Here is an 18,774-nt window from a genome sequence, read left to right as displayed (position 1 = left end):
TGTGATGGCGACCCAGGACGAAGTCTTCAGCGCACGGTCGTGGCTGTTCGCGCCGGGCGACAGCGAGCGGAAGATGGAGAAGGCGGCGGCGAGCACCGCCGACATCGTCGTCTTCGACCTCGAGGACGCGGTCTCGCCGGAGTCCAAGCCTCAGGCCCGCACGATGGTGCTGGATTTCCTGAAGGCCCAGGCCAGCGGCCATGAGCGGCTGTGGGTGCGGGTCAATCCGCTCGACGGTCCGCACACCGTGGTCGACCTGGCGGCGATCATGGCCGGCCGTCCGGGCGGGATCATGCTGCCCAAGGCCCGCGGCCGGGCCGACGTCGAGCTGCTGAACCACTATCTGACCGCCCTGGAAGCCGCCTTTGGCATCGACGTCGGTTCGACCAAGGTGATCGCCCTGGTCACCGAATGCGCCGAGGCCATGTACACCACCGGCGACTATCGCGACGCGCCGCGGCTGGTGGCGATGACCTGGGGCGCCGAGGACCTCGCCGACTCCCTGGGCGCCAGCGAGAACCGCAATCCGGACGGCAGCTACGCCTTCACCTACCAGCTGGCGCGCAGCCTCTGCCTGATCGGGGCGGCGACCGCGGGCGTGGCGCCGATCGAGACCATCCAGGGCGACTTCCGCGACCTCGAAGGCCTGCGCAAGCGGGCCGAGCAGGTGCGCCGCGACGGCTACCGCGGCATGCTGGCGATCCACCCGGCCCAGGTCGACGTGATCAACGCCGCCTTCACCCCGACCGCTGAGGAGGTGGCGACGGCGCAGGAGATCGTCGACATCTTCGCCGCCAATCCCGGCGTCGGCGCCATCGGCTACAAGGGCGGCATGCTCGACCGGCCCTACCTCGCCCGCGCCCAGGCCCTGCTCAAGCTGGCGGGGCTCTGATGGCGGTGGTCACCGACGCGGCGGGGCTGGACCTTCGCCAATTCCTGCGTCGCGGCGACCGGATCGTCATCGGCCAAGCCTGCGGCGAGCCGAGCACGCTGATCGACGCCCTGATCGCCCAGGGCCGCGACATCGGCGAGCTCTCGGCCTTCATCGCCACCAGCTTCTCGGGCCAGCTGACGCCGGAGGCGGCGGACAGTTTCGCCATCTCCAGCATGGGGGCGATCGGCGCCCTGCGCTCGCTGACCGCCGCCCACAGGCTCAGCGTCATCCCGGCCCACGTCAGCCAGATCGGTCCGATGATCGAGCAGGGGATCATCGGCTGCGACGTCGCCTTCGTGCAGGTCAGTCCGGCGGACGCCGACGGCAACCACAGCTTCGGCCTGATCAGCGACCATGTGCAGGCGGCCGTGGCCAAGGCCCGCGTGGTCATCGCCGAGGTCAACGACCAGGTCCCCTTCACCTATGGCGAGCTGCTGCCCGCTGCGCGTATCGACGTCGCCGTGCAGGTCTCGCGGCCGCCGGTCGAGGTCGCGCCGGCCAAGATCGGTCCGACGGACGAGGCGATCGCCCGGTTCGCGGCCGCCTACATCGGCGACGGCGCGGTGCTGCAGACCGGCGTCGGCGCGACGCCCGACGCCATCCTGCGCCTGCTGCATGACCGCAAGGATCTGGGCGTCCATTCCGGCATGCTCGGGGACGGCCTGGTGGAGCTGGTCGAGGCCGGCGTGGTCACCAATGCGCGCAAGGCGATCGACACCGGGGTCTCGATCAACGGCGCCCTGATCGGCACGCGCCGGCTCTACGACTTCGCCCATCGCAATCCGCTGATCCGCATGTGCGCGACCTCCTACACCCACGACGCGGCGGTGCTCGCCCGGCTGGAGCGGCTGGTGACCATCAACTCGGCGATGGAGGTCGACCTCACCGGCCAGGTCAACGCCGAGCAGAGCGGCTCCACCTATCTCGGCGGAACCGGCGGCCAGGTGGACTTCGTCCGCGCCGGCGCCCGCTCGCCCGGCGGCCGTTCGATCATCGCGCTTCCGGCCACGGCCAAGGGCGGCAAGCTCAGCCGCATCGCGCCGGCCCTGTCCGGGCCGGTCACCACCGCGCGCAGCGACGTGGACGTGATCGTTACGGAATTCGGCGCGGCCGAACTCAAGGGCCAGACGCTCGCCGAGCGCACACGCCGGCTGATCGCCATCGCCCATCCGGATTTCCGGGAGGAGCTCGACCGGTCGGCTCACGACATCCAGCGGAGGGGCTTCTGATGAGCGACGCCGTCCTGTTCGACGCCCGCGACGACGGGATCGCGATCATCACCATCAATCGGCCCGACAGCCGAAACGCGCTGAGCCATGAGGTCCGCCAGGGCCTGTTCGCCGCCTGGGACCGCTTCGAGCGTGATCCGGCCCTGCGCGTCGCCATCCTCACCGGGACCGGCGAAAAGGCTTTCTGCGCCGGCGGCGACCTGAAGGAGATGACCGAGACGCGCATGGCGGTCCCGCCGCGCGACATGTTCCCGGTGCCCGGCGACAACATCGAGCTCTCCAAGCCGACGATCGCGGCCGTCAACGGCGTGGCCTTCGCCGGCGGCTGGATGATCGCCCAGGCCTGCGACCTCTGCGTCGCCAGCACCGCTGCCCGCTTCGCGATCACCGAGGTGAAGGTGGGCCGGGGATCGCCCTGGGCGGCGCCGTTGATCCATATGATCCCGCAGCGGATCATGATGGAGATCATCCTGACCGGTAAGCCGATCACGGCGCAGCGCGCCTATGAGATCGGCCTGGTCAACCGTTTGGCCGAACCGGAGGCGCTGCTGGACGCGGCGATCGAGCTGGCCAACGAAATTCTCGACGGCGCGCCGCTGTCGGTGAAGGCCGGACGCGAAACCGTCATGCTCGCGACCGAAATGGGCCGGGCGGCCGCCTTGCAGGCGGCGCGCGCGGCGCATGAATACACCTACAAGAGCGAGGACGCGCAGGAAGGCCCGAGGGCCTTCGCCGAGAAGCGTCGGCCGGAGTGGAAGAGCCGCTGAGGTCAAGGCCGCGCCGGCCATAAAAACTGGAGGAAAGCCCCATGTCTGAACTGAGATTCGACGGCCGCGTCGCCGTCATCACCGGCGCCGGCCGGGGGCTGGGGCGCGCCTACGCCGAACTCCTCGCGGCGAACGGCGCGAAGGTCGTGGTCAACGATCCCGGCGGCAGCATGAAGGGCGAGGGCGTCGACCTCGGTCCCGCTGAAGAGGTGGTCCAGGCGATCAAGGCCGCGGGCGGAGAGGCGATCGCCTGCACCGAGTCCGTCGCGACGCCGGAAGGCGGCAAGGCGATCATCGACGCGGCCATCGAGGCCTACGGCCGGATCGACATCCTCATCCATAACGCCGGCAATGTTCGCTACGGGTCGCTGAAGGAGCTCTCCTACGAGGACTTCGACGCCGTCCTGGACGTGCATCTGCGCGGCGCCTTCCACGTGGTCCGGCCGGCCTTTCCGCTGATGTGCGCGGCGGGCTACGGCCGCATCGTACTGACCTCGTCGATCGGCGGACTCTACGGCAACCACAGGGTTACCAACTACGGGGTCTCCAAGGCCGGCATCATCGGCCTCTCCAACGTCGCCGCGATCGAGGGCGAGGCCGAGGGGGTGAAGTGCAACGTCATCGTTCCCGGCGCCGTGACGCGGATGGCCGAAGGGATCGATACGTCGGCCTACCCGGCCATGGGGCCGGAGCTGGTGGCGCCGGTCGTCGGCTGGCTGGCCCACGAGTCCTGCTCGGTCACCGGGGAGATGTACGTCGCCATCGCCGGCCGGGTGGCGCAGGCCTTCATCGGCGAAACCCACGGCGTTTATCAGCCGGCGTGGACCATGGGGCAGGTGGGCGAACGGATCGACGACATCCGCGCCAAGGACGACCCCTGGATCCTGCCGGTGGTGCCCTCGGCCCATGTCGACCACATCGTGCGCAGCTTCGAGATGGCCCGGAAGGGGTGACGAGCGCCTCGAAAAGCCAGCAAGCTTCTGTCAGACTGGCGCCGCCTTTGTCCGGCAGCGTCAAGTCGCGGGCACGCCGTCCATGACATCCTCTGCGGCTTTCTGTCGGTCGAGGCCTGACGGGCGAGCGTGGTTCGAGACACCTCCCTCTCCCTGAAGGACGAGAGCTTCCGCGAGGCCATCAGGCGATAAGTCTGAGGCCGTGGGATGCAAATTGAGTGGGTGAGGATGCGATGAACGATATCAGCCAGGTTGTTGAGTCCGCCGAAGACCTGACCGCGCCGGTCACCTTCGGCGCCGAGGCCTATGTGTCCGAGGCCTATGTCCGGGCGGAGCGCGACAAGCTGTGGCGCAAGGTCTGGCAGCAGGTCGGCCGGGTCGAGGAGATCCCCGAAGTCGGGAACTTCCTGACCTACGACATCCTCGAGGACTCGCTGATCGTCGTCCGCACCGCGCCCGACACGATCAAGGCCTTCTACAACGTCTGCTCGCACCGCGGCCGCCGGCTGGTCGACACCCCGCCCGGCGCCAAGAACGCCAAGGGCGACCGGGTGAAGTTCGTCTGCGGCTTCCACGGCTGGACCTACGACCTGGACGGCCGCTGCACCTACATCCTCGAAAAGGACGACTGGCAGGGGAAGCTGACCGACGAACGCACCCGCCTGGGCGAGGTCAAGGTCGACACCTGGGGCGGCTGGATCTGGATCAACATGGATCCGGATTGCGGGCCGCTGCGCGAGTTTCTGGAGCCGGCGGCCGGGCTGCTCGACCCCTTCGAGCTGCAGAACATGCGTCCGCGGTGGCGCAAATGGATCGTCTTCGACTGCAACTGGAAGGTCGCCATGGAGGCCTTCGCCGAGATCTACCATGTCGAGGTGACCCACCCCGAGTTCATGTCGTTCGGCGACTTCCGCGGCTGGGCCCGGGCCCAGGGCCTGCACAGCAACATCGGCTACGACGCGCCGAAAGGGCTGGACGAGAACCAGGCGAAGCTGCGCCTGGGGTCGGGCGGCGATCCGCGGGTCAAGACCGCGGAGATGCAGACCTACACCTGGGAGCAGGTCAACACGAACACCACGCGGACCCTGGTCGACGCGGCGCTGCGCCTGGTCGACGAGCTGCCGGAAGGAACCCCCGCGCCGCAGGTGCTCAAGCACTGGCTGGACTCCGCCCGCGCCGACGACGCCAAGCGCGGCGTGATCTGGCCGACCGTCGATCCTGCGCATACGGCCAAGGCCGGCACCGCCTGGCAGATCTTCCCCAACTTCCAGATCGGCCACGCGGTGAACAACTCGCTTTGCTATAGCGCCCGGCCCTACGGCTACGACCCTGACAAGTGCATCTTCGAGGTCGCGGTCTATGAGCTCTATCCGAAGGGCGAAGAGCCGGCGACGGAGTGGGAATATACGGAGAAGGACGATCCGAAGTGGGGTTCCGTCCTGCCGCAGGACTTCTCCAACATGGCGGCTGTCCAGCAAGGCATGAAGAACGGCGGCTTCCGCGGGACCCTGCCCAATCCCTACCGGGAACGCAGCATCGCCAATCTTCACCGCAATCTGTCGAAGTACATGAACGCAGGCGCGCCGCGTCCGCTCAAGTGAGCCGCCAGCGCGCGCACGGCGTCCCGTAGGCCGACCTGAGGTTCGCGATCCAAGGCAGCGCCGCGCACGCAAGTGCGCGGCGTCGTCATGACGGCCCATGGTCCCGCCGAGCTGGCGGATCTCCAAGACCGGTCACGCCGTCCTGGCGCGATGGCCGCTGCATCGCGCGGCGCTTCCGCAGGCTTGCCGGTGAGCGCCTGCGGCGTCATGCTTGAAAAAGGGCCAGGATTTGCGCGTGAGGAGGATCGGATGGGCGAGGCGGTTGATACGCTGAGCAGCGCCCCTGCCGATGCCGATTTCGAGCTGCTGCACGTCGACACGCTGCGGTTCTTCCCGCAGCTGGTCCGCCAGCTCGGCGGCGATCCCGAAGCCTTGCTGCGGCGCGCCGGGATCGATCCGGCGATCTTCTCGACCCGCGGCCCGTGCCTGGGCTATCGCGCCATGGCCAGCCTGCTGGAAATCGCCGCCGCCGAGCTGCAGCGGCCGGATTTCGGCCTGCGCCTGGCCGCCCTGCAGGGCGGCGGGCGAGTCTTCGGGCCGATGGGCGTGGCCATGAGGAACTCCAACACCCTGGGTCAGGCGCTTGAATACGTGGTGAAACATGTCCACGCCTATAGTTTGGCGGCGCGCATGCGCTTCGAGCCCGATCCCGCCCGCCGCAGGCTGTTCGTCGCCTGGGATATCCTGCTGGACCGGCTGCCCAACAAGCAGCAGGCGATCGAACAGGCCCTGTTGCTCGCCCACCTGAACGCCGTCGAGATCACCGGGGGCCGGGCGCGCGTGCGCGAGGTGCTGTTCGCCCACCAGCCGCTGTCGCCGCTCAGATCCTACCGGGACTATTTCGGCTGCGAGGTCCGCTTCAACCAGCCGACCGAGGGCGTGGTCTTCAGCGAGCAGGATCTGCTCTGCCCGATCGTCGATCCCGACGTCCAGCTCTACGAGATGGCGACCTCCTTCATCGACACCAAGTTCACGCGCGTGACGCCGCCGATGCACGCCCGCGTGCGCGGCCTGATCCTGCAGTATCTGGGGGGCGAAGACTGCAACAACGAGCGCGTGGCCGCCGACCTCTGCCTCCACCCGCGGACCCTGCATCGCCGATTGAAGGCCGAAGGCAGGTCCTTCGAAGGGATCAAGGACGAGGCCCGCCGCGACGTCGCCCTGCGCTACCTGCGGCACACGGACATCTCGCTGACCCGCATCGCCGAAAGGCTGGGCTACGCCGAGACCTCGGTACTGTCGCGCAGCTGCTTTCGCTGGTTCGGCGCCTCGCCGAGCCGGTTGCGCTCGCCAGCGGCCGCCCAGGACCGGCGCGTCGCGAGCTGAGCCCGGCTCAATTCAGGGTCGGCGCCGGCCCGCCCGCCATCACCTGTTCCACTTCACTGCGGGTGCGGGCGATCGGCGGACCGAGGATCCGCGCCCCGGTCGCGGTGATCAGCACGTCGTCCTCGATCCGGATGCCACGGACGCCAAGGCGGCGCCGGAAGGCGGCGTAGTCGATCCATTGGCGGAAGCGGCCCTCCGCCTCCCACATGTCGAGAAGCTGCGGGATGAAATAGAGCCCGGGCTCGATGGTGACCGTCATGCCGGCTTGGACCGGCTTGGCCATCCGCAGGCTGCGCAGCCCGAACAGCGGGCTGCGGCGGTGATCGGCGTCGTAGCCGACGTGATCTTCCCCGAGCGCCTCCATGTCGTGGACATCCAGTCCAATCTGATGGCCGAGACCGCATTGGAAGCAGATGGCGTAGGCGCCGGACTCGACGATCTCCGCCGGATCGCCGGTGAACAGGCCAAGATCAGCCAAGCCGCTCACCATGACCTGGGCGGCGAGCTTGTGCAGCGCCAGATAGGGCTCGCCCGGGCGGGCGGCGGCGATGGCTTGCGTCTGCGCGGCCAGGACCAGGTCATAGAGGTCGCGCTGCAGACCCACGAAGCGGCCTGAGGCGGGAAGGGTGCGGGTGATGTCGCTGGCGTAGCCGCCGGGGCCGGTGCAGCCGGTGTCGTTGACGATCAGGTCGCCGGCCTGCAGCAGGCCGTCCCAGCTGGTGTTGTGCAGCACCTCGCCGCGGGCCGAGAAGATCGGCGGATAGGCGAACTGCAGGCCTTCCGCCTGGACGATGTGCGCCATCTCGGCGACCACCTCACGCTCGAGCGCGCCGGGGCGGGTGGCGCGCATCGCCGCGTGGTGCAGGCGGGCGGCGACGGCGATCGAGGCCTCCATCTCGGCGACCTCCGCCGCCGACTTGACCTCGCGCAGGGCGACGACGGCTTCGATCAACGCCGGCGAGACGGCGAGGGGGACCAGGGCCGGGGCGAGGTCGAGCCAGGCGGCGAGCTTCTGGACGGTTTCCCCGCGATAGGGCGGCAGGATGTGGACCGGGCGGCCCGCCTGGCGAGCGGCGCGCAGCCGATCCTGCAGGGCCGCGGGGGCGAGCACCTCGGCGACGCCGACCCGGTCGGCCTCCTGCGCCAGCGACGGGGTCGCGCCGGTCCAGATGACGTCGTCGAGCGTCGCCTCTTCGCCGGCCAGGCTGGCGCGGCCGGTCTCGACGTCGATCAGGCCGCAGAGCCCCGGCGCAGCCAGGCCGAAGAAGTAGCGGAAAGTCCCGTCCTGCACGAAGGGGTAGGTGTTGTGGGCGTAGTTCATCGGCGCGGGGTCGGCGCCGGGAATCAGGATCAGGCCGTGCCGGAGGCGCGCCGCCAGGGCGGCGCGCCGGTCCTGATAGGTCTTGGGCGAGAACATGCCGCCGCTCCGTCGCGCGCTGCGCCTTAGTACTTGTACTCCACCGCCATGCCGACGGTGCGTGGTTGGTTCAACCCCACCCGGCGGGTGGTGGGCAGGTCGGCGGAGATGGCCACCGGCAGATCCGTCTCGCCCTGGATGTCGAAGAGGTTGTTGACGAAGAGGGACAGCTCCCAGGCCTGGCCGTCCTTCTGCAGCCCGACCCGGGTGTTGACCACCGCGAACCCCTTGCGCCGGTAGAAGGGGCTGGTGCGGTCGAACAGGAAATTGGACGGCCCGACGTAGCTGTAATCCACCCGGCCGTAGCCGCTGTAATCCGCGCCGAACTGGGTCTGGTATTCGACCCCGGCCGTGGCGTTCCAGTGCGGCACGTTCTGCAGGGCGTCGCCGTCCTTCGCGTCTGTGCCGGGCACGTCGTTCTTCAGTCGGGCGTTGGTGTAGCCGGCCGCCGCATTGAAGGTGAAATGGCGATCGGGACGGAAGACCATCTCCAGCTCGCCGCCGCGGCTGTAGGCCTTGCCGAAGTTGGCGGTGAGATTGAAGCCGCAGGCGAGCACGATCTGCTGCTGAACCTTGCTCCACTCGATGTCGTAGATCGATCCGTTGATGGTCAGGCGCTTGTCGAGCCAGCTGGTCTTGGCCCCAAGCTCATAGTTCCAGAGGTGATCGGGCCCGTAGCGGGTGAGCTGGTCGGCGCCAAGGCCGAGGCTCTGCACCTCCGCGCCGCAGAGGCTGGCGGGGGCGGGATTGTTGGGACCGCCCGGCCGGTAGCCCTTCGAGGCGGTGAGGTAGATCATCTGGTTCGAGCTCGGCCGCCATTCGAGGGTGGCCTTCGGCGTGGTCCCCTTGTCGCGGGACGAGTTCGTCACCTCGGAGAAGCCGCCGTTGAAGACGCCGTCGCCGGATTGATAGAAGCCCTGGTCGACCCGGAAGCGGCGCACGCCGGCGCGCGCGGTGACCGTCGGGGTGATCGCGTAGGACACCTCGCCGAACACCGCATACTCCTGCAGCCTGGCGCGGCGCACGCCCGCGTAGATGGTCGAGAAGCCCGGGAAGGGCGTGCCGAACGCGTCGTTGAAGCCGGCCGGGAACGGGATCTCCGAATGCAGGGGCGCCTTCACGTCATGATAGAAGGCCCCGACGATCGCCTGGAACGGACCTTCGAGCTTGGTCGAGGCGCGGACCTCCTGGGTGAACTCCTTGTTGAGATAGCTCCCGGACATGGCCACCGGATAGACGGTGGGCAGGCCGAAGAAGAAGTTGATGACCTTCGAGGAGTCGTCCACCAGGCTGACGCTGCGGTGGTAGTAGGAGCTCGACGAGACAAGCTCCACCGGGCCCGCATCCTTCTTCACCGTCAGATTGGCGATCCAGGACTTCTGGATGTTGGGCTCGTCGATGTCGCGCACCTGGTAGAAGTCGGCGCGTGACGCCGGGTTCTTGTCGTAGGTGAAGGGCGTGCCGAGCTTGCTGTACTGGTAGAGGAAGGACGGCGTGATCGAGAGCGTCGAATCTGGCTGCACCAACAGGGCGGCGCGGAAGCCGTAGGACTTGAAGGTGTTGACGTTCTTGTCCTTGGGCTGGGCCAGGTCCGGCGCCAGGTAGTTGGTCGGGTCGATGCGGTAGCGGTCGATGTAGCCGTCGTCGTCGCGGTAGTAGGCCGCGACCCGCAAGGCCGCCTTGTCCTTAACCAGCGGCAGGTTCACCACGCCGCGCGCGTTCCAGTTGAAGCCGCCGTGCTCAGTGCCCGAGACTTCGCCGCGGACGTTGCCGGAAAAGGCGTCCAGGCTCGGCTGGTTCGAGATGTAGCGCACCGTGCCGCCCATCGAGCTCGAACCGTAGAGCGTGCCCTGCGGACCGCGCAGGACCTCGACCCGGGCGATGTCCAGCACCGAGGGGTCGATGACGCCGCGGGTCGACAGAAGGGCGGCGTTGCTGGAGGCGGCGATCGGGGTTTCGTCGAGATAGTAGCCCACCGTCGCGGCCGATCCGGCGATCGAGGAAATGCCGCGGATGATCAGGTTGTTCTCGCCCGGGCCGGACGACATCACCGTCAGGGCCGGAGCGATGCGCGCCAGGTCGCCGACGCTGGTCACGCCGCGACGCTCGAGCGAGTCGCCGGTGAACGCCGTGACGCTGATCGGCACGGTCTGGACCGTCTCTTGGCGCTTCTGGGCGGTGACCACCACTTCGGAGACCTGCGCTGCGGTCTGCCCGCTCGCGGCTTGAGCCGCCACGGCCTGCGGCAGGGCGAGCGCCGCGACGCAGGCGCCGGCGAGCAACGAGGTTCGATTGGCCATCTGGTCCCCCATGGCGAAGCTGAAGGTCCGCATGGGCCAAAACTGTTCTGTACCTGTCAAACTTTTTTGATGCTTCCAAACCGATACGGCTCAGCTAGGCTGGATTTGCAGGCGGAGAAGGCGGGCGATGGTTCCTAAGCTCATACTTGGCGCAGTTGCGATGATCGCGGCGGCCCCGGCGGTCGGCGCCGCGGAAGCGATGCCGGCGCAGCAAGCCGTTCAGCAGGCGCTGGACCAGAGCGCCGCCGCCTGGACGGCCGGGCGGCTCGACGACTTCATGACGCTTTACGAGCGGGATCCGGCCACCAGCTATGTCAGCAGCGGCCAGGTGATCACCGGCTATGAGGCCATTCGCGCGAGGTACGCCGCGCGCTTCGCCGGCGCTTCGCCGGCCGACGGCCCGGTTGACCTGGGGGTTCTGACGCTTGAGGTCCTGGACTTCCGCGCGCTGTCGCCGACCTATGTCTTCGTGCTCGGCCGCTACCACCTGAAGGACCGCAAGACGGGCGAGGTGAAGTCCGGGCCTACGACCCTGCTGTTCCGCCGTGGACCGGCAGGTTGGAAGATCATTTCCGACCACACGGGCTGATCGCTTGACCAACAAAACCGCGGTCGTGGACGAGCCCCCGAAACCCAGCCTGTCCCCGATCGGCTCCGCCATCCGTGATCGTCGCAAGCGGCTGGGCATGACGCTTCGCGAGCTGGCGGTCGCCTGCGGGCTGTCGGTGCCCTTCCTGTCCCAGGTCGAGCGCGACCAGGCCTTGCCCTCGCTGGTGTCGCTCACCGCCATCGCCGGCGCCCTGGGGGTCGAGATGGCCTATTTCGTGGGCGCGCCTTCACCGGGCCAGATCGTCCGCCGGGCCAAGGATCCGGAACATCTCGATCTGGGCCTTGGGCACGGGGACTACGTCCGGCTGAGCGGCGCCCATGAGGAGCGGCGCATGGAGGCGCTGCTGATCACCGTGCCGGCCGGGGTGGCGGCGCCGATGAGCCGGCGGGAGGGCGAGGGCTTCTGGTACGTCCTGGAGGGCGAGCTGGAAGTCTGGATGGGCGCCGAGCACTTCGTCCTCGGCCCCGGCGACAGCGCCCACTTCGACCAGCGTCACCCCTATCGCATGCGCAATCCCGGAAAGGGCGAGTTGAAGATGCTGTGGGTGGGCACGCCGGCCCTGCTCTGAGGCGAGGCGCATCCGGCCCTGGCGGGATCGGCTCGGCGGACCTAGGCTCGCAGCATGGAACACATCCGTTTTGGCCGGACGGGCCTTAGCGTCTCTCGCCTGTGCCTGGGCACGATGACGTTCGGCCTGCAGTGCGACGAGGCGCAGAGCTTCGCGATCCTCGACGCCGCCGCAGAGGGGGGCGTCGACTTCATCGACACCGCCGACGTCTACCCGCTCGGCGGCGATCTCACGAGCGTCGGCCGGACTGAGGAAATCGTCGGCAAATGGCTGAGCGGCCGGCGCCACCGCCATGTGCTGGCGACGAAGTGCGTCGGCCGCACCGGGCCCGATCCCTGGGATCAAGGGATGTCGCGAAAGCATGTGCTGGACGCGATCGACGCCTCGCTGCGGCGGCTCGGAACCGACTATGTCGATCTCTACCAGCTGCACGCTTACGATTCGACCACCCCTCTGGATGAGGCGCTGGAGGCCCTGGACGCGGTCGTCCGCTCGGGCAAGGCCCGCTATGTAGGCGTTTCCAACTGGCCGGCCCATAAGGTGGCCCGCGCGCTCGGCCGCGCCGAGCTGAAGAGCCTAGCGCCGATCGTCTCGGTCCAGCCGCGCTACAACCTGCTCTTCCGCAGCTTCGAGCGGGACCTCCTGCCGATGTGCGCGGAGGAGGGGATCGCCGTGATCCCCTACAACCCGCTGGCCGGGGGCTTCCTCACCGGCAAGCACACGGCGGGGCCGGCGGCGGAGGGCACGCGGTTCACCCTCGGCAAGGCGGGCGCCATGTACCAGGACCGCTACTGGCACGACCGCCAGTTCGAGGCGGTCGAGGCGTTGAGGGGCCTGGCGGCGGACGCCGGCGTCAGCCTAGCCACGCTCGCCGTCGGCTGGGTCCTGGCGAACCCCGCGGTGACCTCGCCGATCATCGGCGCGAGCAAGCCCGAGCAGCTGGCCGACAGCCTGATCGCGGCGAGGGCGCCGCTGCCCGACGATCTGAAGGCTCGGCTGGACGCGCTGACGTCGGAGTGGCGGGCGGTCGACGCCGAGCGGTGACGTCTTCAGGCTCGCTCAGCCGCGAGCGATGCAGACATCTGCATCAAATAGGCAGTTACGAGAAAATCCGGCGACCGCCCCGGAGCGGCGCTTGACGATCCGACGTTGGCCGCCAAAGCGACGCTTCGGCGGGGGCCAGGGCGCCCTGCTGCTCACCGAAGGACGACGGATGACAAGCTTCCCGGAATTCCGAGCTCGCGCTGCGCGGACGCTGAGACTGCTGCTCGTCGGCCTGATGGCCGCGACCGTGGGCGGGGTCGTGCAGGCGGCCGAAGCCAGGCGGAAGGTCATTATCGACGACGAGGGCTTCAGCCTCATGCACATGATGCTGCTGGAGGCGGATGACGTCGAAGTCCTCGGCCTGACGTCGGCTTCCGGCAACGTCTGGGTGAACCGCGCGACCGCCTACGCCCTGCGCGGCCTGGAGATCCTGGGCCGGACCGACGTGCCGGTCGTGGCCGGCGCCACCTATCCCCTGCTCAACACCGAGGCGCAGACCACCCGCTGGGAGGCGATCTACGGCAAGCTCACCTGGAAGGGCGCGTGGATGAAGCAGTGGGTCGAGCCGACGGCCCAAAGCACGCCCCCCTACTACGGCCCCAACGACCCCGTGGACCTGCCCTGGGGCAATCCCAAGACGAAGCCGCAGGACGAGATCGCCGCCAACTTCCTGATCCGGATGGTGCGGAAATATCCGGGGCAGATCACCATCATTGAAGGCGGTCCGATGACCAACCTGGCGCTCGCTCAGCGCCTGGACCCCGAGTTCGCCTCGCTCGCCAAGGAGCTGGTCTACATGGGCGGCAGCCTCAATCCGCATCAGGTGCTGGACAACCGCTCCGCCGCCGAGTTCGCCCGGGAATACGCCAACTCGCCCCGGCGCGAGTTCAACATCCGCTTCGACCCCGAGGCCGCCAGCATCGTCGCGCGCAGCCCATGGAAGAAGATCACCGTCGTCCCGGTCGACCCCTCGACGGCCACCCAGCTGACGCCGGAGCTGCTCGGCCGGCTGGCCAAGGCGGCGCGGCCGGACATCGGCGCCGTCCTGGCCAAATGGGAGCCGGGCTTTCCGCTGTGGGACGAGATCGCCGCCGCCGTCTGGCTCGACCCCACCCTGGTGACCGAGCAGGAGAAGCTGTTCATCGACTTCAATACGCAGTTCAGCGCCAGTTACGGCGACATGCTGTCCTGGCGCGCCGGCTATGAGCCCGGCCTCGGCGAGCAGAGCGCCGATGTGGTGCGCTCGATCGACCCGAAGCGGATGGAAGCCCTGATGGTCAAGCTGATGGCGAACAGCGCGAAGCGGAAGTGAGGGCGGCGTCGACGGGGCGGTGCGTCGTGCTGCCTCATGCGTAGAAATACGGGGGCAATCCCCCGGAATTTCAGCGGAGCATCAATTGATAGATGTTGGCCTCAACCGGCGCTGATCGCCACGCCGAGAAGTTGAACCGTCAGTCTGGAAAATAGACATGTCTATTATCTCGCACGCCTCTTCTAAGAGCTTCGCCCCGACTGCGGCCACGCTTCTGGTCATCGCGGGTGCGCCAGCGCTCGCTGCGGACACGACCATCACCATCGCCAGCGGCCAGGCCGCCGACGTCTACCGCGGCTCGCTGACTGCGACCGCGACCGACAACTGACCCATGGATCTCAGGGCAGGGGGACGGGGGGATCACATGGGACGGGAGCAACTTATTCGCGAGGCTGAGGCGGCCGAGCAGCTGGCCAAGATGATCAGCTTTCACCCGGACAAGGAGCGGCTGCTCGGCCTGGCCGCCCGTCTTCGCGACGAGGCGGCGACGATTGAAGTTCGCTCCTGGCCGGAGGCTGCGCCGCCGCCCTTGCACGCGCCGAAGCCGCAACGCCCGGACCACTAAGGAGACGGTCGGCAGCCAAAACTCGCGGGAAGCAAAATCTCGCGCAAATTCCCGCCGGACGGCCGCGCTCAGTGAACCCAACCTTCGACGATCTCCGGGGCCGCCGCGGAGCCGACGTCCTCGACCTCGCACCGGATCTCGCAGCGAACCCCCTCCGGCGCAAAGGTGAAGGCGACCTCGCCGTGCAATTCATGGGCGAGGCTGCGTTGCAGGAGCCGGGTGCCGAAGCCGGCGCGGGTGGGCGTCGCAACCGGCGGACCGCCTTCCTCGATCCAGAGGAGTCTCAGCTCGTCGCCGGATACGCTCCAGCGGATCGTCACCCGGCCCTCCGGAACGGACAGCGCGCCATACTTCGCCGCATTGGTGGCGAGCTCGTGCAGCGCCAGGCTGAGCGCGAGCGCGCGATGCGCCGCCAGCCAGACGGGCGGGCCCGAGCGGATGATCTGCGGTCGGTGCATCGTTTCGAACGGCGCCATGGCGGTGGCCGCCACGTCGGTGAGCCGCGCGCCGCGCCAGCTTTCCGCCGTCAGCAAGTCGTGTGCGGCGGCGAGCGCCACCAGCCGCGCTTCGAACACTTCCCGGGCGCTCGGCAGGTCGGGCGCGGAGCGCAGCGTCTGGGCGGCGATCGACTGCACCGTGGCCAGGGTGTTCTTCACCCGATGGTTCAGCTCATTGATCAGCAGCAGCTGCCGCTGCTCGGCGCGGCGCCGTTCGGTGACGTCGTCGACGACGCCGACCGCCCGCGTCGGCCGCCCGTCCGGCCCGGGGGAATGGTCGCTGACGCTGATCACGTCGCGGATCGAGCCGTCAGGCAGGTGGATGCGGTATTCCCGCTCCCGCCGCGCCTCACCGGCCGCATTGTCGGCGCGCGCTTGGGCGCCGATGCGCTGCAGATCGTTGCTGTCGATCCGCCCCATCACGTCGTCGATCGTGAGGCTCTCGTCAGGCCCGAACCCGAAGATCGCGCGCGCGCGAGCGTCGAACCTTGCCTGTCGGGTCTCGTAGTCGATTTCGAAGACGCCAAGGCGCGCGATCGCCACCGCGGCGTTCAGCCGACGATTGCTTTCCTCGACCGCCGCCTGGGCGCGCACCTGCTGGGTGACGTCGAACCCCTCGAAGAAGATGCCCGTGACCTCGCCGCGCTCGTCCACGACCGGCTCGAGGACGAAGTCCAGGAAGTGCTCCTCCATCGGCCCCCCCACAGGCGTCGGGAGGAGCGCCCGCCCGGCGCGAATTATGACGCGTTCCCGGGTCGCGTAGACGCGCTCGAGCTGGCTTGGGAAGCCCTGGTCGGCGATATCCGCGAAGACCTCGCCGATGGGTTTGCCGACAGCGTCGCGGTCGCCGAACAGGCGCTTGTGCGCCTCGTTGACGAACTCGAAGACGTGGTCTGGCCCGCTGAGCAGGCAGATGAAGCCCGGCGCCTGTTCGAACATCCGCCGCTGCCGCGCCATTTCGCGGCCGGCCTTGCGCTCCGCCAACACCCGCTGGGTCGTCTCGACGCAGATGGCCAGCACGCCGGCGGGCCGGCCGCTCTCGTCCGGGACCGGCGAACAATCGACGTTCATCCAGATCTGCTCAGGCTCGCCGGAGCGGGAGACCGTGAGCTCCAGGTCTCGGAAAATCTGGGTTCCGCCCGCCAGTCCAACCCTCAGGGCCTGGTCGTTGAGCTCGGCGTTCTCCGGCCAGCTCTCGAGCACCTTCGATCCCAGAACCTCCGGGTGGTGCTTGGCGATCAGGTTCGCGTAGCCGTCATTGTAGATCAGGACGCCGTCCTCGCCCCACAGCAGCGCCATGGGTATCGGCGATTGCAGCAGGATCGCCGTGGCGGTCTTCAGGCTCTGCGGCCAGGCGCTCAGCGGTCCGAGGGCGGTCGATGCCCAGTCATGCTGCGCGATCAGCGTTCGCATGCCGTCGCCGCCGCCCAGGAAAGCCGCCTCGTCCGGGTGAGTGTCGGAGTTTGCCATTTCGATCGACACGTTGGCAGCAAGGAGGCACACCATCCGTGGTCGCAGACAAGCAACCAGGGCGAGAACTGGAGTTCGCGCCCCGCATTCCGCAGCCATGCCGCAGTAAATTTTTCGCCGGGTCGGGAAGCGACCTGAAGCGCTGCTTGGAACAATGTCCGCGGACCACGCCCAAGAGCCCCGCCGGCGGTTGAACCGCCGGCCATCGGCGCCTCGGCGCAGCTCTAGGCCAGCGAAAAGCGGATCGGCTGGGCGCCCTCCCAGAGGGTCATCTTGCCCAGCGCGGCAAGGTTCTCCTGGCCTTCGATGATCGTCAGGAAGTGATTTCCCGACAGCTGGCCGGCCTTGCTGGCGAACTGGACGCCGCCGTAGGCCAGCAGGATCTCGGTCTCGCTGACGCCCTTGGGGTAGAAGATGAACTGCCCCGGCGCAGGATAGCTGGTGTTGTTTTCCCAGGGCAGGTCGAAGGCTTGGTCGCCCATCGGGATCCACACGCCTTCGCCGCTCCAGCGCACGTGGATCACGCGCTCCTCATAGGGCAGCAGGGCGCGGAAGGCGGCGCAGGTGGCCGGCGCGAGATCGTCTTCGAACCGTCCGCGAAAGACGAAGGGGCCGGCGGCGATCGTGACGAGGTTGCTCATCTGGGGGCTCTCTTAAGCTGCGCAGCAGCGAATAGGTTTGGCGGGCGCGCCGTCGCAAGCGCCGATTTCGTACGCCCGCGTTCGCAAAAACAGGCCGCACGACATCAGACGGCGGGGCCGCCATGCGCCAGGCGTCCCGCCACATAGGTCGCATGGATCGCCCGGTCGTCCCCCAGCATCTGCAGCGCGAACAGGCGTTCGGCCAGCCCCTTGCCCGCGGTGCGGCGGGCCAGCAGCGGCGTCGTGGCGGGGTCGAGGACCAGGAAGTCGGCCTCCATGCCGGGCTCGAGCGCGCCGATCCGGTCGCCAAGGCCGAGGATGGCCGCGCCGCCCGCCGTGGCGAGATGCAGTGCGCGGAACGGATCCAGGGCGCAGCTCCGCAGCTGGCAGACCTTGTAGGCCTCCCGTAGGGTCGCCAGCATCGAGAAGCTGGTACCTGCGCCGACATCGGTGCCGAAACCGACCCGGACGCCGGCCGCGTCGAGCCGGGCCAGGTCGAACAGTCCCGAGCCGAGGAAGAGGTTGGAGGTCGGGCAGAGCGATGCGCCGGCGCGGGCGGTCGCCATGCGCGCCAGGGCGGCGGGTTCGAGATGGATGCAATGGGCGAAGACAGAGCGGGGCCCGACCAGGCCGAAGCGCTCGTAGACCCCCAGATAGTCGGGACTGTCGCCGAACCGCTGAGCGACCGCGGCGACCTCGGCGAGGTTCTCCGCCAGATGGGTGTGCAGCAGGGCGTCGGGATGGACGGCCATCAGCTCGCCGGCCATCTGCAGCTGGGCGTCGGAGGAGGTGAGGGCGAAGCGCGGCGTGATCGCATAGCCGAGCCGGCCGCGGCCGCGCCAGCGGGCGATCAGGGCCTCGGTCTCCGCCCGCCCGTGTCCGTCGGCGTCGCGCAGCTCCTCCGGCCCCAGGTCCATCAGCACCTTGCCCGAGATGATCCGCATCTCCCGGGCGAGCGCGGCCTCGAACAGGGCGTCGACCGAGCCCTCGTGGACGGTGGCGAAGACCAGGGCGGTCGTCGTGCCGTTGCGCAGCAGCTCCTCCAGGAAACCGTCGGCGACGTCCCGGGCGTGCAGGGGGGCGGAGAAGGCCGCCTCCGCCGGGAAGATATGCTGCTCCAGCCAGTCGAGCAGCTGATGGCCGTAGGAGGCGATGCGGTCGATCTGCGGATAGTGGGTGTGGGTGTCGACAAAGCCCGGGACGATGAGCTTGCCGGGAAAATGCTGCACGGCGAGGCCGGGAAACCGCGGCGCGACAGCCTCGAAGGGGCCGGCGGCGACGATCAGGCCGTCCTCGACCACCAGCAGCCCGTCCGGATGGTGGATCCTCGCCGCGTCTCCGGCCTCGCGGGGATCGTGGGGGAGGCTCAGGAGTTCGGCGCGATAGCCGTTCAAGCCCATGATCCGCTCGGCGAAGGCGGGCCGGAGACGATGGCGGCGGTCATGTTCGGGAAGCCTCTGGTGGTGTCGATTCGCCGCGCGGGCGGCGAATCCGTGATCGCATCGATCCCCTCGATGCCAAGGCGCTTATCCCCCGCATC

The 18,774-nt window shown here is 68.6% G+C and carries 17 protein-coding genes; 12 read left to right on the top strand and 5 right to left on the bottom strand.

The genetic code is table 11. From position 1 onward, the window contains the following. Window positions 1-4: 4 nt before the first annotated feature. From ACSQ2B_RS11125 to ACSQ2B_RS11100, 6 genes are all read left to right on the top strand, one after another. The gene (locus ACSQ2B_RS11125) at window positions 5-892 is read left to right on the top strand and encodes an HpcH/HpaI aldolase/citrate lyase family protein (protein WP_436049847.1); all 888 of its coding nucleotides are present in this window, start codon (window positions 5-7) and stop codon (window positions 890-892) included. Further along, window positions 892-2,163, top strand: a complete 1,272-nt coding sequence (locus ACSQ2B_RS11120) for an acetyl-CoA hydrolase/transferase family protein (protein WP_436049846.1) — start codon at window positions 892-894, stop codon at window positions 2,161-2,163. The genes ACSQ2B_RS11125 and ACSQ2B_RS11120 overlap by 1 nt, the downstream gene beginning before the upstream one ends. Beyond that, on the top strand, window positions 2,163-2,930 hold the full coding sequence (locus tag ACSQ2B_RS11115) for an enoyl-CoA hydratase/isomerase family protein (RefSeq protein ID WP_436049845.1): 768 nt from the start codon (window positions 2,163-2,165) through the stop codon (window positions 2,928-2,930). The genes ACSQ2B_RS11120 and ACSQ2B_RS11115 overlap by 1 nt, the downstream gene beginning before the upstream one ends. Window positions 2,931-2,971: 41 nt before the next feature. Next, on the top strand, window positions 2,972-3,883 hold the full coding sequence (locus ACSQ2B_RS11110) for an SDR family NAD(P)-dependent oxidoreductase (RefSeq protein WP_436049844.1): 912 nt from the start codon (window positions 2,972-2,974) through the stop codon (window positions 3,881-3,883). 233 nt (window positions 3,884-4,116) lie between these two features. Beyond that, on the top strand, window positions 4,117-5,484 hold the full coding sequence (locus tag ACSQ2B_RS11105) for an aromatic ring-hydroxylating oxygenase subunit alpha (RefSeq protein ID WP_436049843.1): 1,368 nt from the start codon (window positions 4,117-4,119) through the stop codon (window positions 5,482-5,484). A gap of 249 nt (window positions 5,485-5,733) precedes the next feature. Continuing rightward, window positions 5,734-6,810, top strand: a complete 1,077-nt coding sequence (locus ACSQ2B_RS11100) for an AraC family transcriptional regulator (protein WP_436049842.1) — start codon at window positions 5,734-5,736, stop codon at window positions 6,808-6,810. A 7-nt stretch (window positions 6,811-6,817) separates the two neighbouring features. On the opposite strand, the gene ACSQ2B_RS11095 is transcribed toward ACSQ2B_RS11100, so the two are convergent. Further along, a complete protein-coding gene (locus tag ACSQ2B_RS11095) occupies window positions 6,818-8,227 on the bottom strand; it encodes an aminopeptidase P family protein (protein ID WP_436049841.1) in 1,410 nt (469 codons plus the stop codon). A 26-nt stretch (window positions 8,228-8,253) separates the two neighbouring features. After that, on the bottom strand, window positions 8,254-10,560 hold the full coding sequence (locus ACSQ2B_RS11090) for a TonB-dependent receptor (RefSeq protein ID WP_436049840.1): 2,307 nt from the start codon (window positions 10,558-10,560) through the stop codon (window positions 8,254-8,256). 94 nt (window positions 10,561-10,654) lie between these two features. Here ACSQ2B_RS11090 and ACSQ2B_RS11085 point away from each other — a divergent pair, with 94 nt between their 5' ends. From ACSQ2B_RS11085 to ACSQ2B_RS11060, 6 genes are all read left to right on the top strand, one after another. Then, window positions 10,655-11,116: a YybH family protein gene (locus tag ACSQ2B_RS11085; protein WP_436049838.1), complete on the top strand. Its 462-nt coding sequence runs from the start codon at window positions 10,655-10,657 to the stop codon at window positions 11,114-11,116. A gap of 4 nt (window positions 11,117-11,120) precedes the next feature. Continuing rightward, window positions 11,121-11,705 carry a helix-turn-helix domain-containing protein gene (locus ACSQ2B_RS11080; protein ID WP_436049837.1) on the top strand — a complete coding sequence of 195 codons (585 nt, stop codon included), beginning with the start codon at window positions 11,121-11,123 and terminating at the stop codon, window positions 11,703-11,705. Window positions 11,706-11,759: 54 nt separating this feature from the next. Then, window positions 11,760-12,749 (top strand): aldo/keto reductase, encoded by a 990-nt coding sequence (locus ACSQ2B_RS11075; protein ID WP_436049835.1) that lies wholly within the window; start codon window positions 11,760-11,762, stop codon window positions 12,747-12,749. Between the two features lie 91 nt (window positions 12,750-12,840). Continuing rightward, window positions 12,841-14,061: a nucleoside hydrolase gene (locus tag ACSQ2B_RS11070; RefSeq protein WP_436049834.1), complete on the top strand. Its 1,221-nt coding sequence runs from the start codon at window positions 12,841-12,843 to the stop codon at window positions 14,059-14,061. 157 nt (window positions 14,062-14,218) lie between these two features. Further along, complete coding sequence (locus ACSQ2B_RS11065) at window positions 14,219-14,389, top strand: hypothetical protein (protein WP_436049833.1); 171 nt, start codon at window positions 14,219-14,221, stop codon at window positions 14,387-14,389. 36 nt (window positions 14,390-14,425) lie between these two features. Next, on the top strand, window positions 14,426-14,626 hold the full coding sequence (locus ACSQ2B_RS11060) for a hypothetical protein (protein WP_436049832.1): 201 nt from the start codon (window positions 14,426-14,428) through the stop codon (window positions 14,624-14,626). Window positions 14,627-14,694: 68 nt separating this feature from the next. Here the strand turns inward: ACSQ2B_RS11060 and ACSQ2B_RS11055 are convergent, their stop codons facing one another. From ACSQ2B_RS11055 to guaD, 3 genes are all read right to left on the bottom strand, one after another. Next, the gene (locus ACSQ2B_RS11055; RefSeq protein WP_436049831.1) at window positions 14,695-16,605 is read right to left on the bottom strand and encodes an HWE histidine kinase domain-containing protein; all 1,911 of its coding nucleotides are present in this window, start codon (window positions 16,603-16,605) and stop codon (window positions 14,695-14,697) included. 212 nt (window positions 16,606-16,817) lie between these two features. Beyond that, window positions 16,818-17,234, bottom strand: a complete 417-nt coding sequence (locus tag ACSQ2B_RS11050; protein ID WP_436049829.1) for a DUF3830 family protein — start codon at window positions 17,232-17,234, stop codon at window positions 16,818-16,820. 104 nt (window positions 17,235-17,338) lie between these two features. Beyond that, on the bottom strand, window positions 17,339-18,628 hold the full coding sequence (guaD, locus tag ACSQ2B_RS11045; RefSeq protein ID WP_436049828.1) for a guanine deaminase: 1,290 nt from the start codon (window positions 18,626-18,628) through the stop codon (window positions 17,339-17,341). Window positions 18,629-18,774 lie beyond the last annotated feature (146 nt).

Origin of the sequence: Phenylobacterium sp. LjRoot225 (genome assembly GCF_964252855.1) — a bacterium.
Classification (GTDB): Bacteria; Pseudomonadota; Alphaproteobacteria; order Caulobacterales; family Caulobacteraceae; genus Phenylobacterium.
Note: the sequence above shows the minus strand (reverse complement) of the source record. Positions and strands in the feature narration are given on the sequence as shown.

Coding starts and splice junctions, on each gene's coding strand:
- ACSQ2B_RS11120 (WP_436049846.1), top strand. CDS start 892: ATGGCGGTGGTCACCGACGCGGCGGGGCTGGACCTTCGCCAATTCCTG.
- ACSQ2B_RS11065 (WP_436049833.1), top strand. CDS start 14,219: ATGTCTATTATCTCGCACGCCTCTTCTAAGAGCTTCGCCCCGACTGCG.
- ACSQ2B_RS11100 (WP_436049842.1), top strand. CDS start 5,734: ATGGGCGAGGCGGTTGATACGCTGAGCAGCGCCCCTGCCGATGCCGAT.
- ACSQ2B_RS11110 (WP_436049844.1), top strand. CDS start 2,972: ATGTCTGAACTGAGATTCGACGGCCGCGTCGCCGTCATCACCGGCGCC.
- ACSQ2B_RS11090 (WP_436049840.1), bottom strand. CDS start 10,560: ATGCGGACCTTCAGCTTCGCCATGGGGGACCAGATGGCCAATCGAACC.
- ACSQ2B_RS11085 (WP_436049838.1), top strand. CDS start 10,655: ATGGTTCCTAAGCTCATACTTGGCGCAGTTGCGATGATCGCGGCGGCC.
- ACSQ2B_RS11060 (WP_436049832.1), top strand. CDS start 14,426: ATGGGACGGGAGCAACTTATTCGCGAGGCTGAGGCGGCCGAGCAGCTG.
- ACSQ2B_RS11105 (WP_436049843.1), top strand. CDS start 4,117: ATGAACGATATCAGCCAGGTTGTTGAGTCCGCCGAAGACCTGACCGCG.
- ACSQ2B_RS11075 (WP_436049835.1), top strand. CDS start 11,760: ATGGAACACATCCGTTTTGGCCGGACGGGCCTTAGCGTCTCTCGCCTG.
- ACSQ2B_RS11125 (WP_436049847.1), top strand. CDS start 5: ATGGCGACCCAGGACGAAGTCTTCAGCGCACGGTCGTGGCTGTTCGCG.
- ACSQ2B_RS11095 (WP_436049841.1), bottom strand. CDS start 8,227: ATGTTCTCGCCCAAGACCTATCAGGACCGGCGCGCCGCCCTGGCGGCG.
- ACSQ2B_RS11050 (WP_436049829.1), bottom strand. CDS start 17,234: ATGAGCAACCTCGTCACGATCGCCGCCGGCCCCTTCGTCTTTCGCGGA.
- ACSQ2B_RS11115 (WP_436049845.1), top strand. CDS start 2,163: ATGAGCGACGCCGTCCTGTTCGACGCCCGCGACGACGGGATCGCGATC.